Here is an 11720-nt window from a genome sequence, read left to right as displayed (position 1 = left end):
AAGCGGATGATTCTGGCGACCGCGCTGTCGCTGGGCCTGACGGCCGGCGCGCAAGCCGCGCCAAACTGGCCGAACGTGCCCTATAGCTACTATGCCCGGGAAGAGAACCTGCAGACGCTGCTGCGCGAATTCGCCGGTGGCTTCAGCCTGTCGCTGCAGATAGGACCCAACGTCACGGGCACGGTCAACGGCAAGTTCAATGCCAACACGCCCACCGAATTCCTGGACCGGCTGGGCGGCGTGTATGGTTTCAATTGGTTCGTCTACGCGGGCACGCTGTTCGTCAGCCGCACCAACGACATGAAGACGCGTTCGGTCAGTGCCATGGGCAGTTCGATCAGCGCGTTGCGCCAGGCCTTGCAGCAGCTGGGCGTGCTGGACCCGCGCTTCGGCTGGGGCGAATTGCCCGACCAGGGCATCGCGCTGGTGTCCGGTCCGCCGGGCTATGTGGACCTGGTCGAACGCACCGTGGCCGCCTTGCCGATGGGCGCGGGCGGGCAGCAGGTGGCGGTGTTCCGGCTCAAGCACGCCTCGGTCAACGACCGCACCATCAGCTACCGCGACCAGAAGGTGGTGACGCCCGGCCTGTCGACCGTGCTGCGCAACCTGATCACGGGCGGCGGTGGCGGGGCCAACAATGAAACCCTGGCGGCTATCGCGGCGCCGCTGCGCGACAACCCGCCGGCCTTTCCGCAGGTCAACGGCGGCGGCGGCGGTGGCGGTGGCGGCGGCGACGGCGGGGGCGCAGGCGCGCAAGGCAGCCAGGCGGCGGCGCCGGCTGCGCCCGGCAAGTCGGGCCTGCGTCTGCGTGAACCCACCGTGCAGGCCGACGCGCGCCTGAACGCCATCATCGTGCAGGACATTCCCGACCGCATTCCCATCTATCGCAGCCTGATCGAACAGCTCGACCTGCCCAGCACGCTGGTCGAGATCGAGGCCATGATCGTGGACGTGAATTCCGATCTGGTCAGCGAGCTGGGCGTGACCTGGGGCGCGCGCGCCGGCAGCACCTCGTTCGGCTACGGCAACCTGGGGCTGGGTCCCAGTGGCGGCCTGCCGCTGGAAAGCGGCGCGGCCCTGTCGCCCGGCACCATCGGCATCAGCGTGGGCAACACCCTGGCGGCACGCCTGCGCGCGTTGCAGACCAAGGGCCAGGCCAACATCCTGTCGCAGCCGTCGATCCTGACGGCCGACAACCTGGGCGCCATGATCGACCTGTCGGACACGTTCTACATCCAGACGCGCGGTGAGCGTGTGGCGACGGTGACGCCGGTCACGGTGGGCACGTCCCTGCGCGTGACGCCGCGCCATATCGAAGCCAAGAGCGGCTCGCGGGTGGAGCTGACGGTGGACATCGAAGACGGCCGCATCCAGGAAGAGCGCCAGATCGACAATCTGCCGACGGTCAGAAAGAGCAACATCAGCACCCTGGCTATCGTCGGCAACGACCAGACGCTGCTGATCGGCGGCTACAACAGCAGCCAGAATTCGGAACAGGTCGACAAGGTGCCGATCCTGGGCGACATCCCGGGGCTGGGCATCCTGTTCTCCAACAAGTCCAAGACCGTGCAGCGGCGCGAACGCCTGTTCCTGATCCGGCCGAAGGTGGTGGCGATCAACGGCGAAGCGGTGGCCACGCCGGGCGCGGCCGGTACCGGTCCGATGCTCAATGCCACCTGGGGCAGCGACGGCCGCATGACGGCGGGCCAGTACCTGGACCTGGCGCAGAGCCAGCGCACCCGCATCCTGTTCGGGCCGAACGTCGAACTGCGGCGCGTCAGCGGGCCGGTGCGGCCGTCGGAATGGCTGCAAGGCACGCCGACGGCGGACCCGGTGGCCACGCCGGTGCTGGAAGGCACGTCCAATGCACGGCAAGGGCCGGTGATCCAGATCGAGCCGGTGGCGGCGCCGGGAACGGGGCGGGCGCCGTAAACGGGCAACGGGGCGGGGCGGCCGGCAAGCCTTGCGTGAGGGACGGGCCGGTGGCGCCGGCCGTTCAATCGTCCAGTTGCAGGCCTTTTTCGGCCAGTTTGGTGCGCAAGGCAGAGCGCGCGCGCGACAGGCGACTGCGCACGGTGCCGATAGGCACCGTCAGCAGCGCGGCGGCTTCTTCGTAGGAAATGTCATCCACGCCGACCATGAGCAGGATGTCGCGCATGTTCTCGGGCAGTTCCTCCAGCGATTCCTGCAGCAGCGCCAGGGTCTGGTTCTGCTCGAGGATGCGGTCGGGGGAAAGGTCGGTACAGGCATGCTCGGCCAGCACGCTGTCGCTGACGAAATCGTGGCGCCGTTCGGGGGCGCGCGACAGGTAGTTGCGCACCAGGTTCAGCGCAATGCCGTACAGCCAGGAAGACAGTTGCGATTCGCCGCGAAAATTGCGGTATGACCGCGCGGCTTCGACAAAGGCCTGCTGGGCCAGGTCTTCGGCCTCGCTGGTATTGCCGATGTGCTTGATGATGAAGCGTTGCAGGCGGGTGGAATGCTCCCGCACCAGATCCCGCAGCAGGTATTCGTCGCCCGTGTCCCAGCCAGACCCGTCGCCGTCAGCGCGAATGGGCGGCAGATCCGCTTCCGGGGAAGCGGTTGTGCAATCGCTGGGGTTGGTCATGGAAGGGGAAAAGAAACGTGTATTAAGCTACAAGTTACTACCGGCATGGCCGAGATTATCGCAGCATACCGACGTCACAATATTTCGATTTTCGAAATATTGAGGCAAAAGTAGCTTTTTTATAGTCAGATATGTAAAAACAAGTAAGCCATTTTCGGACGGCGATCTGACCGTCGAAATGAGGGACGTAAAACCCCTAGGCCTTGAGCAGTTCGCGCAGCCAACCGGCGGCGGTGCCCAGCGATACCGGGCTTTGGCCGGATTGAGCGGCATGGTCGAAACGAGCCTGCATGGCCTGGTCCAGCGCGCCGCGGCGGGCGGCATCCAGGCTGGCGGGCGCCACGCCAGCATCGGCGCAGGCTTGCTGGAAGGCAGGTGCGCCATTGGCGGCCGACAGGGCCAGGCGGGTCAGGAAGTCCACCCCCGACAGCGCATCGCTTGAGGTTTGCGCCATGTCCAGCGCCAGCGCGACAGTGCGCGCGGACAAGGGCTTGCCGGGATTGGGTTCCAGGCCCAGTTCGCGCGACACGGCGCTGGCGATGCCTTGGCCGTAGCTGCGGGCCAGCGCCTGGGCGAACATTCCGGTCGTGTCGACATTGGGCGCGACCCATGCCACGCTGCGGCCGCCGGGCGTGGCGCCCATGCCCAGGACCTGCAGCTTTTCGCCCGCGATGTCGACGTAGATGTCTTGCCCGCTCTCGGCTGCCTTGGCGAAGGCATCAAGAGAGACGAAGGGCGACGAAGGGGTAACCGATGAGATTGTCATGCAGCCAATAAATCCGGCGTGTCCGAAATCGGGCCCGAAATGAGGTCTAACGGCGGGGTCTGATTGCCCCTGTAGTTAAGTAACCTCGATGGCGCTTTTAGTTCCATCGCCCAGACGCGTGGATGAATTCTAAGCGATTGGGCGAGCAGGGGCCGGCGGCGCGGAAACAGCGGGTTACCGCCGCCCGGTCCCTTACTGGGCTTCGTAGACCTCGTCGGCGGCCAGCAGGATGTCCACCGGCGGGTCAAAGCCGATGACCCGCGCGGTCTGCAGATTCAGCGCGATCTTGGCGGGATCGATCCACACCTGGCTCAGTTCGCGCGCCTTGGCGCCGTTGAAAATGCGGGCCATGGTTTCGGCGTAGAACAAGCCGACGTACGAATAGTCCGCCTGGGCCAGGCTCAGCAGCAGGCCATGCTTGACCTCTTCGGACCCCAGCATCGAAAAGCTGGGCACTCGCGCCTGGCGCAGGATTTCGGCCACCGTATCGACCGAGGTCGGGGTCACGCCCCGGTGCACCGTCACGTAGGCTGCGTCGATCTGTGGCGCCAGCTTGGCATAGCACTCCAGCGCGTTGCGGGTGGCGACTTCCGGGGCGATGCCGTTGGACGGCGCATTGCACGTCAGCACCTTGAAGCCTTGCTCGCGCGCGACCTGTTCCACGGCGTCCACCGCGCTATAGGTGCGGCCTTCGGGGCTGTCTTCGTAGACCAGGCCCAGCCGCTTGAACGGCACGATCTCGTGGAACAGGCGCACCTGGCGCTGATAGCGCTCGGGTTGGACGCGGGCATGCAGATTGTCCAGCCCGCTGTCCTGCGCCGAGCGGGTGATGCGGGCGCCCACCGCGTCGCTGGTGGAGGCCACGATGGTGGGCACCGGCGCGCCCATGCTGGCCATGTCCTGGCCGGCCCAGGTGCCCATGGCGATGATCAGGTCGATGTCCTTCTTGCCTTCGAGCCGCTGTTTGATCGACTCGCGCACGGCGGGGCGCTGGGCGGCGTCGAAATTGCCCGGTTGCCACCAGGCATCGCGCACGAATTCGAGCGTGTCGCTGCGGGCGTTGTCGGCCAGGTATTCCCACATCTGCTTGCCGCTCAGCCCGTCGGGAATGGCGGGCACGGTGATCCAGCCCAGTTTCTGCAGGCCGTCCACCGTGACCCGCAGCGTGCGCGGGTATTCGCTGTAGTCGCCGCTCTCGAAATAGCCGATGCGCCATTTCTTGCCGTCGGGACGGGCAATGGGCTTGGTCGGGAACACCTGGGGCGTCGCGGCTGCGGGCGTCCCGGCAGCGGGCGTTCCCACTACGGACGCTCCCGGCGTGCCGGCCGCGGAAACCGCCGCCGCGGCCTGGGCCAGGCAGGCGGTGGGCGCCAGCAGGGCCAGGCTCAGCAATAGGGTGGGCAGCGATGTCTTCATGGGCGGCGGATCACGATCAATGTGATGTCATCGGATTGTTCCGCGCCGTCGGCAAAGGCCTGCACGTCTTCGAGCAGACGCTTGGCGAGGCTGGCCGCCGGCACGGGGGGATTGGACAGCACGGCCAGCAGGCGGGGATCGCCATACTGCGCATTCTGCGGATTGACAGCTTCGGTGACGCCGTCGGTGTAGCCCACCAGCATCTCGCCGGGAGCCAGCACCGTCGACAGGCAGCGGTACTGCAGGTCTTCCTGCACGCCGCAGGCCGGACCGCTGCGGCCTTGCAGCAGCCGCACCACGCCGTCGGCGCCCACTACCGCCGGCGGCAGATGGCCGGCGTTGGCCCACTGCAATTCGCCGGAAGTCATGTCCAGCACGCCGATCAGCAGCGTGACGAACATCATGTTCGGGTTGTTCTCGGACAGGCGGTTGTTGATCTTCTGCATCATCAACGCCGGGTCGGTCTCGTCCTCGGCGGTGGCGCGGATCAGGGTCCGCGTGACCGCCATGAACAGCGCGGCCGGCACGCCCTTGTCCGACACGTCGCCGATGGCCAGGCACAGCCGGCCGTCGGGCAGCGTGAAATAGTCGTACAGGTCGCCGCCCACTTCCTTGGCCGGCAGCATCACCGCGTTCAGGTCGATCTGCTCGCGGGTGATGGCCGATAGCGGCACCGGCAGCAGGCCCAACTGGATGGCGCGGGCGATGTTCAGTTCGCTCTCGAAGCGTTCGCGCGCAGTGGTCTCGCGCATCAGGCGGGCGATATTCTCGCGCAGCTTGCGGTCCATGAACAGGAACGACGACGCCAGCCGGCCGACTTCGTCCTTGTGCTTGGCTGGCAGCGCCGCGATGTGGGCGGGCACGCTGGAGGCGGTGGTCAGGTCCTGCTCGGGCAGCAGGCGGGCATAGCGGGTCAGCGTCTCCAGCGGCCGCACGATGCGTGCGGCCACCAGCCACGCGCACACCAGTGCCACCAGCATCATGATCACGAAGATCAGCGCCTGCCGGTTCAGCAGTTCGCGCGCCGGCGCGGTCAGGTCGCTCTCGGGTACCACCGCCACCACGGTCCAGCCCAGCGGCGCGAAGCGCGCGCTGTCGATCTGCCAGGGGCCGTCGCCGCCGTCAAAGCGCAGGCTTTGCAGCTTGCCGCCACCGTCCTGGCGCGCCAGCAGGGCGCGCAGCGTTTCGCCGCCACTGTCCTTGGCGTCCAGCAGCCCGGCGCGGGCCGTGGGCGGGGGCACCACCATGCGGCCGTCGTCGGTCGCGATGAAAATGAAGCCCGATTGCGCCAGGGTCAGTTTCGACAAGGTGTCGCGCACGGAATTTTCCAGCTGCGCGCGGCGCGTCTCGATCTGCTCGATCACGTCGTGGGCGCTGTCGGAAATGGCGAACACCCAGTTCCACGGACGGAAGTAGCCGAAGTAGGCATAGCGCGTTTCACCCTCGCCGCGTTGGGCCGACGGCGGCCAGCGGTAGATGGCGAAACCGTAGCCGGACGTGCGGCTTTCTTCCAGCAGCGCTTGCGCCAACGGCCGGTTCTTGAAGTCGGACAGCGCCGACAGGTCGCGGTCGATCATGTCGGGGTTGCCGCTGGCCAGCACCTGGAAGTCGGCGTCGTAGACGAACGCGTAGCGGCGGTCGTCCAGCTTCAGGCGGTTGATCCACGCGCGCGCCATGCCCTTGGCCGCGCCGGGAGTCATGATGCCGCGTTCGGCGAGGTCGGCGTAGGCGCCCAGCGCCGCCGCGACCACCGTGCCGCTCTGCATCAACTGGCGCCGGCCGCTGCGCACCGTGGATATCTTGTCCGCCAGCAGCGCGCCCCAGCGGGCCTCGGCGTCGCGCAGCACCAGTTCCATCACATTGCTGACGGCATGACGCTCGCTGTTCATCACCGTGCGCGTCACATTGCGCTGCGAGGTCAGCATCACGAATGCCGCCACCGCCAGGAGCAGCGCTACGACCAGTAGAAAAATCTTGCTACGGAGCGAGCGCAACGACATGGGGGCGATGGGGGGCGGGTGAGGTAATGACGTGAAATAAGATGCAATTTGCATTAATTGTAAATACCATTAGTGCCCGTGTGTAAATACTTTGCGGTGGCGTGGCCCCATGCGTAGCGAACCAATACAAATAGTGCTCGATGGGTTGCGTCGCCGCCCGGTGCTTGAAGTCACATTGGCCTGTCTGGCCGTGCTGTTGCTGGCCCAGGCGCTGATCGGCGCGCTGAGCCTGTCGGCCCTGAACCGACTGGTGGTGGACACCACCGCCGACCGCGTCGAAGTGGTGGCGCGCCGCGTCGCCGGCAACATCGAAAACGGCTTGCGCCTGGGCAAGCCGCTTGAACAATATTTTGGGCTGCGCGATACGCTGCGCGACGGCGTCGCGGGCTCGCGCGACCTCCAAGGCGCGGCGGTGCTGCTGGCCGATGGCCAGGCCTTGGCCATGCAAGGCGAGCTGCCCGAAGACGCCGCCTACCTGGCGCGCACGCTGGACACGCGCGGCGCGCCCGGCGCCGGCCTGACGCGGCGCGGCTCCGGCGCGCTGGTGGGGGTCGCCGACAACCGCGTGACGGTGGCCGTGCCGCTGACCGCTGCCGGCGGCAAGGCGGTAGGTGCTGTGGTGCTGTCCGCCGCCAAGGACGGCGAAGCCAGCCGCCGGCTCATCGTGGACAACCTGCAGGTGCTGCTGATCGTCACGGTGCTGGTCGGGCTGGGGCTGGCCGCGGTCTTCAAATACGTGGTGCCGCTGACCTCGCTGGCGGCGGGCGGCCGAGCCCGTTTCGTGGTGCCCTTGCTGGCGCTGGTGCTGGCCCAGGGTGTGTACGCGGCCTACACCATCTCGACCTTCCGCAGCGGCTGGCTGGAGGTCACGCGCAATAACGTGGGGCTGCTCGCCGAAGGCTTGCAGCGCGATCTGAACCGCGTGCTGGGCTATGGGCTCGAAGTCGATCGCCTGCGCGGCGTGGACGCGCCGTTTTCGCGTCTGGCAGGCACTTTCCCGGCCGTGGCGCAGATCGAATTGGCCGACCGCGACGGCCGCGTGCTGTACGGCGCCGATGCGCGCGGTCCGCTGGATGTGTCGCGCCTGCCGCAGGCCCGTCCGCAACCCGACGACCTGACGCTGGTATTGCCGCTGGGCGCCGCGCTGGCCGACCCGAAGGCGCACGGCGACCTGGTGTTGCGGCTGTCGGGCGATGTGATCGCCGCGGGCGTGCGCGGCCGGGCGCTGGACGCCGTTACCGTCGTGGCCGTGGCGCTGGTGGCCGCGATTGAAATGCTGTTGCTGTTGTCGCTGCTGATGAATCGCGCGTTCGCCGCGCGTGCCACGCTGCCGGACGGCACGCGCGTCGGACCGGACGATGAGTCCGAAGTGGGCCGCATCGCGCGGCCGGTGATGTTCGGCTTCCTGTTCGCCTGGGCCTTGCCGCTGGGCTTTCTGCCCTTGTATGCGCGCAGCCTGTCCGCCGGCGGCCTGGATCTGCCGGCCAATCTGCTGCTGGCGCTGCCGATCTCGGTGGAAATGGGCTGCGGCCTGTTGACTTCGCTGCTGGCGGGCCGGCTGACCGATCGCAAGGGCTGGCAGGTGCCGGTGCTGGCTGGCCTGGGCGTGTCCGCCGCGGGCATGCTGGCTTGCGCGGCCGCCAGCAACCTGCTGATGTTCAGCGCCGCGCGCGGCCTGGTGGGCCTGGGCTACGGCCTGACCTGGATGGGTCTGCAGGGCTTCATCGTGACCCGCAGCCCGCCGCAATACCGTGGCCGCAATATGACGGGCGTGATCGCGGGCCTGTTCGCCGGCCACCTGTCCGGCGCGGCGGTGGGCGCGATGCTGATGGAGCAGGTGGGCTTTCGCGCCGTGTTCGCGGTGGGCGCTGTAATGCTGGTGATGCCGCTGGCCGGCGTGCTGGTGCTGATGAGGCCGTACATGGACCGCGGCCGCAAGCTGGCCGTGCAGACCGCGGGACGCGCCCGCGCGCATTTCTCGGATACTTTGAAGCTGCTGTTTTCGCGTGATTTTGGCTTGCTGCTGGTGGGCAGCGTGATTCCGTTTTCCATCGCGCAGGTGGGCTTGCTGTCCTTCGCGTTGCCGCTGTACCTGGAAGCCGAAGGCGTGGCCGCCTCCAGCATCGGCCGCGTGCTGATGATCTACGGTTTGTGCGTGATCTACGTCGGGCCGCTGATGGGCCGCGTGGTGGACCGCAGCCACATCAAGAAAAGCTGGATCGTGCTGGGCGGCCTGGTGGGCAGCGTCGGCATGCTGGGCCTGTACTTCACCAGCGGCCTGCTGGCTGCCGCGGCCGCGGTGCTGCTGCTGGCCCTGGCCAGCTGCTTTGCCGGCGCTTCGCAATCGCCCTACATGCTGGCGTTGCCTGACGTGCAGCGCTATGGCGCGGCGGGCGCCACCAGCGTCATGCGCGCCGCTGACAAGCTGGGCCAGATGGCGGGGCCCCTGGTGGTCGGCGCGATGTTCGGCGCCGCCGGCATGGGCGCGGGCCTGGCGGCCACGGGCGTGATCTATCTGTGCGCCACCCTGTTGTTCCTGTTGTTCGCGCCGGCCAAGCCGCGCGAAGAGACCGCCTGACACGGCGGGTAGAGCCGCTCGCGGGCGGCGCGGCCTACAGGCCGCGCCGCTGCGAGCTGCGGCAGGCTTGAACGTGGCGCCGTCGTGCGTGGGCGCCGCCATTCAGCGCACGGGGCCCGCGCCGGCCTGCGCCACCGGCACCCGGGCCGACAGCCCCGTCAGCAACTCCGCGGCGATCGTGCCCGCGGACGAGGCAACCTCTTCCACCGGCAGGCCATCTGCGCCCCACAGCGTCACGGGCGAGCCGATGGCGGCCCGCGGCACGGGCCCCAGATCCACCGCCATCATGTCCATCGACACGCGGCCCAAGAGGCGGGTGCGCGCGCCGGCCACCACCACCGGCGTGCCGGTGGGCGCATGGCGCGGGTACCCGTCGGCGTAGCCGCAGGTCACGATGCCCACGTCCATGGGGGCGACGGCCTGGAAGGCGCCGCTGTAGCCAACGCCGGCGCCGGCCTTGACACGCTGGATGCCCACCACTTGCGAATGCAGCGACATCGCCGGCAGCAGGCCCAGGTCGGCCGCGCTGCGGTCGGCGAACGGACTGGCGCCATACAGCGCCAGGCCCGGCCGCACCCATTGGGTGCCCGCGGCCAGGACGCCATGGCGCAGCACGGCGGCGGAATTGCTGGTGGACACCGGGCCCGGCAGGCCGTTGATGACCTGGCGGAACAAGGTGTCGGCAGCGGCCACGCCGTCGGCCTCGTCGGCGCGGGCGTAATGGTTCAGATGGCCGACCTCGCCGATCAGGCCGCGCGCGGCCAGGCCGGCGGCCAGCTCGAAGGCGGGGCGGTAGTCGTCGGCGCTGAAGCCGGTGTGATGGATGTCGCCCGCGAAACGCAGCCACACCGCGGGCCGTTCGGCCGCCGGCGATTGCGCCAGCCATTGCAGCTGCGCCGCGTGGGTGATCACCAGGTGCAGGTCCGGCGTGTCCAGCAGCAGCGTGTCGGCCTGCGAATACAGCCCGCCGTACACCAGCACGGGGCCGCGCCAGCCCAATCGGCGGCAGGCGCGGGCTTCGTCCAGATGCAGCACGGCCAGTCCGTCGGCGTCGCGCAGCGCGGGCAGCACACGCGCCAGGCCGTGACCGTAGGCGTCGGCTTTCACGGTGGCCCACAGGCGCGGCGCGCCGGCGGGCAGCGCCGCGCGCAGGCGGGCGAGGTTATGGGCCACGGCGCCCGCGTCGACGCGGGCGTAGAGCGGGCGGGCAAGCAATCCTTCTGGACGATAGGGAGCGTTCACGGGCGGCATCTGGGCGTGGGCCGCGCGCAACCTTGCGCGCAGTCTATGCATGAGTGACAGATGGACCGGTTTTGTTCGGTACTTTCTGTCTATGCATTGCAAGTTGTCGATAGCGCATCTTGATCAGCCGCGCCAAGAGTGGCTCACGCGGCGCGCATGACCAGTGTCAGGCGGTTCTCGTCGCCATGACGCGCGTAGCGCAGTTCGTGCAGGTAGTGCTGCATCAGCCGCACGCCATGGCCGCCGATTTCGGCGTCATCGAGCGTTGCTGCCAGTGGGGGAGGCGGGGTTTTGGTGGGATCGTACGGCCGGCCATTGTCGATTATCTCCAGCGATATCCATTCGCCGTCCTGGCGGCAGGCGAGGCTGACGCGGGCGGGGTGGGGGGCAAGAAGGGGATCGTCGAAGGCGTATGAAACGATGTTCGTCAGCGCTTCGTCCAGGCTCAAGGACAGACCGAAACTCAGCTTGGGCGACCAGGCGTCGCGCTCGGCGATGGCCTCGATCCATTGCATGGCGGAGGCGACGGCGCGGGCGTCGGGAGCGAGGTCAAGCGTATCGGGCTGAGAGGGCATGGTCGCCTTGCGTTCAGTGGTACACGTGCAGGTGCAAGTATGCCCGATTGCAGGCGGGTGGCGTAACGGGGCGGCGATGCGCCGCGTCGAAGGAAGTTTGCTTGGCAGCGTGGACGGCTCGCGTATCATCTCGGCATCGCGCCGCCACCCGCATGGGCCGGGATCGGGGCGCCGGTCATTTATCGGGAACCACTATGAATCTCGCAATCGAGAAAGTCGGAGAAGTGCTGGTTGTCTCGCCCGAAGGCCAGATCAACAGCGGCAACGCCGCGGGCATCGAAGCCGACTTGCTGTCGCATGTGGAAAAAGGCGAACGCCGTTTCGTGCTCGACATGTCCAACCTGAACTACATCTCCAGCGCCGGCTTGCGTGTGGTGCTGGTGCTGGCCAAGCGCCTGAAGCAGGGCTCGGGCGCGCTGGCCTTGTGCGCCATGCAGCCGCATGTGCGCGAAGTGTTCGACATCAGCGGCTTCCTGGCCATCCTGACCGTGGTCGACACGCGTCAGGAGGCGGTGGCCAAGGTCGGCTGAACGGC

Annotated in this window: 9 protein-coding genes; 3 read left to right on the top strand and 6 right to left on the bottom strand. The window is 67.9% G+C overall.

From position 1 onward, the window contains the following. The first annotated feature begins 6 nt into the window (after positions 1-6). Positions 7-1932, top strand: a complete 1926-nt coding sequence (sctC, locus tag A9974_RS07855) for a type III secretion system outer membrane ring subunit SctC (protein ID WP_304503311.1) — start codon at positions 7-9, stop codon at positions 1930-1932. 64 nt (positions 1933-1996) lie between these two features. On the opposite strand, the gene A9974_RS07850 is transcribed toward sctC, so the two are convergent. From A9974_RS07850 to A9974_RS07835, 4 genes are all read right to left on the bottom strand, one after another. After that, entirely contained in the window at positions 1997-2608 is a 612-nt protein-coding gene (locus A9974_RS07850) for an RNA polymerase sigma factor (RefSeq protein ID WP_183003534.1), read from the bottom strand. 196 nt (positions 2609-2804) lie between these two features. After that, complete coding sequence (locus A9974_RS07845) at positions 2805-3374, bottom strand: hypothetical protein (protein ID WP_183003533.1); 570 nt, start codon at positions 3372-3374, stop codon at positions 2805-2807. 192 nt (positions 3375-3566) lie between these two features. Beyond that, entirely contained in the window at positions 3567-4790 is a 1224-nt protein-coding gene (locus tag A9974_RS07840; RefSeq protein ID WP_183003532.1) for an ABC transporter substrate-binding protein, read from the bottom strand. Beyond that, positions 4787-6790 (bottom strand): SpoIIE family protein phosphatase, encoded by a 2004-nt coding sequence (locus tag A9974_RS07835; RefSeq protein ID WP_183003531.1) that lies wholly within the window; start codon positions 6788-6790, stop codon positions 4787-4789. The genes A9974_RS07840 and A9974_RS07835 overlap by 4 nt, the downstream gene beginning before the upstream one ends. A 109-nt stretch (positions 6791-6899) precedes the next feature. Here A9974_RS07835 and A9974_RS07830 point away from each other — a divergent pair, with 109 nt between their 5' ends. Then, on the top strand, positions 6900-9368 hold the full coding sequence (locus tag A9974_RS07830; protein WP_183003530.1) for an MFS transporter: 2469 nt from the start codon (positions 6900-6902) through the stop codon (positions 9366-9368). Between the two features lie 102 nt (positions 9369-9470). Here A9974_RS07830 and alr read toward each other — a convergent pair whose 3' ends face one another. Both alr and A9974_RS07820 read right to left on the bottom strand, forming a co-directional pair. Further along, entirely contained in the window at positions 9471-10619 is a 1149-nt protein-coding gene (gene alr / locus A9974_RS07825; RefSeq protein ID WP_183003656.1) for an alanine racemase, read from the bottom strand. Between the two features lie 134 nt (positions 10620-10753). Beyond that, positions 10754-11185 carry an ATP-binding protein gene (locus tag A9974_RS07820; protein WP_183003529.1) on the bottom strand — a complete coding sequence of 144 codons (432 nt, stop codon included), beginning with the start codon at positions 11183-11185 and terminating at the stop codon, positions 10754-10756. A gap of 194 nt (positions 11186-11379) precedes the next feature. Between A9974_RS07820 and A9974_RS07815 the strand changes: the two genes are divergently transcribed. Continuing rightward, positions 11380-11715 (top strand): STAS domain-containing protein, encoded by a 336-nt coding sequence (locus A9974_RS07815; protein WP_183003528.1) that lies wholly within the window; start codon positions 11380-11382, stop codon positions 11713-11715. Positions 11716-11720 lie beyond the last annotated feature (5 nt).

Origin of the sequence: Achromobacter sp. UMC71, from assembly GCF_014170305.1 — a bacterium.
Taxonomy (GTDB): Bacteria; Pseudomonadota; Gammaproteobacteria; order Burkholderiales; family Burkholderiaceae_B; genus Achromobacter.
Note: the sequence above shows the minus strand (reverse complement) of the source record. Positions and strands in the feature narration are given on the sequence as shown.

What these genes read in the sequence shown, in the direction of transcription:
- A9974_RS07815 (WP_183003528.1), top strand. Translation starts at nt 11,380, where the DNA reads ATGAATCTCGCAATCGAGAAAGTCGGAGAAGTGCTGGTTGTCTCGCCC.
- A9974_RS07850 (WP_183003534.1), bottom strand. Translation starts at nt 2,608, where the DNA reads ATGACCAACCCCAGCGATTGCACAACCGCTTCCCCGGAAGCGGATCTG.
- A9974_RS07840 (WP_183003532.1), bottom strand. Translation starts at nt 4,790, where the DNA reads ATGAAGACATCGCTGCCCACCCTATTGCTGAGCCTGGCCCTGCTGGCG.
- A9974_RS07835 (WP_183003531.1), bottom strand. Translation starts at nt 6,790, where the DNA reads ATGTCGTTGCGCTCGCTCCGTAGCAAGATTTTTCTACTGGTCGTAGCG.
- alr (WP_183003656.1), bottom strand. Translation starts at nt 10,619, where the DNA reads ATGCCGCCCGTGAACGCTCCCTATCGTCCAGAAGGATTGCTTGCCCGC.
- A9974_RS07820 (WP_183003529.1), bottom strand. Translation starts at nt 11,185, where the DNA reads ATGCCCTCTCAGCCCGATACGCTTGACCTCGCTCCCGACGCCCGCGCC.
- A9974_RS07845 (WP_183003533.1), bottom strand. Translation starts at nt 3,374, where the DNA reads ATGACAATCTCATCGGTTACCCCTTCGTCGCCCTTCGTCTCTCTTGAT.
- A9974_RS07830 (WP_183003530.1), top strand. Translation starts at nt 6,900, where the DNA reads ATGCGTAGCGAACCAATACAAATAGTGCTCGATGGGTTGCGTCGCCGC.
- sctC (WP_304503311.1), top strand. Translation starts at nt 7, where the DNA reads ATGATTCTGGCGACCGCGCTGTCGCTGGGCCTGACGGCCGGCGCGCAA.